The sequence below is a fragment of the Nonomuraea sp. B1E8 genome (assembly GCF_039871515.1).
Classification (GTDB): domain Bacteria; phylum Actinomycetota; class Actinomycetes; order Streptosporangiales; family Streptosporangiaceae; genus Nonomuraea.
Genome location: NZ_JBDPLS010000046.1, coordinates 1 through 1,383, shown reverse-complemented (window position 1 = coordinate 1,383; position 1,383 = coordinate 1). Strand labels below are relative to the sequence as shown.

Annotated in this window: 1 protein-coding gene; it reads left to right on the top strand. The window is 67.2% G+C overall.

Going from position 1 to position 1,383, the window contains the following annotated elements; translation table 11 throughout:
- Positions 1-152: 152 nt before the first annotated feature.
- Positions 153-1,259, top strand: coding sequence for an RNA-guided endonuclease TnpB family protein (locus tag ABGA98_RS45620; RefSeq protein ID WP_347624740.1), 1,107 nt, complete (start codon positions 153-155; stop codon positions 1,257-1,259).
- Positions 1,260-1,383 lie beyond the last annotated feature (124 nt).

Here is a 1,383-nt window from a genome sequence, read left to right as displayed (position 1 = left end):
CATCAGATACCTCCGTGGAAACCCCCGCCTTCAGGCGGGGGAGGAATCGGACCCCTGCGGAGCAGGACAGGGGCAGCCGATTCGCCGTCAGGCGAACCGGCGTATCGAACACACACGCGGCCCTTAGCCGATCGTGGGGTAGCATGTGAGGCGTGGCGCAGATCGTGAAGCGGGCCTACAAGTACCGCTTCTACCCGACCCCCGAGCAAGCCTCCGAGCTTGCCCGGACGTTCGGCTGCGTCCGCCTCGTCTACAACAAGGCACTCGAAGAGCGCACCCGCGCCTACCGCCTGGAAGGCCGCCGCGTCTCCTACGTGGAGTCCTCCGCGCGCCTGACGGAATGGAAGCGCAGCGGCGACCACGACTTCCTGTCCGAGGTGTCGTCGGTCCCTCTTCAGCAGGCGCTCCGGCATCTTCAGGCCGCGTTCGCGAACTTCTTCGCCAAGCGCGCCAAGTACCCCACGTTCAAGTCCCGGAAGAAGTCCCGGGCGTCGGCGGAGTACACCCGCTCGGCGTTCCGCTGGCGTGACGGCCGGTTGACGCTGGCCAAGATGGACACGCCGCTCGACATTGTGTGGTCGCGTCCCCTGCCGGAGGGTGCGCAGCCGTCCACGGTCACCGTGTCCCGCGACAGCGCGGGACGCTGGTTCGTGTCCCTCCTGGTCGAGGAGAAGATCAGCCCGCTCCCGCCTGCCGGGCAGAGCGTCGGTGTGGATGCGGGCATCACCGCGCTGGCGACACTCTCGACCGGCGAGAAGATCGTCAACCCGCGTCATGAGCGCGCCGATCGGCGCAAGCTGGCCAAGGCTCAGCGGGCCCTGGCCCGCAAGGCCAAGGGGTCGAACAACCGCGCCAAGGCCCGGGCCAGGGTCGCCAAAGTGTACGCCCGGATCGCCGACCGCAGAAGAGATCACCTGCACAAGGTCACGACACGGCTTGTTCGCGAGAACCAAGTGATCGCCGTGGAAGACCTGACCGTCCGCAACATGGTCAAGAACCGCAGCCTGGCCCGCGCCATCTCCGACGCCTCGTGGCGAGAGATGCGCGGCATGCTGGAGTACAAGGCCGCATGGTACGGGCGGAGCGTGGTGGCGGTTGACCGCTGGTTCCCCTCCTCCAAGCTGTGCTCGGAGTGCGGGGCCCTGCAGGAGAAGATGCCGCTGAACGTCCGGGAGTGGATTTGTGCCTGCGGCGCGGTCCATGACCGGGACGTCAACGCGGCCAAGAACGTGCTCGCCGCCGGGCTGGCGGAGAGCTGAAACGCCTGTGGAGCGGGTGTAAGACCTCAACGAGAGTCCTCTCGGACGGGCGACCGGCTGTGAAGCAGGAAGCCTCACGGGCGACCGTGGGAATCCCCCTCGTTTACGAGGGGGAGGATGTCAA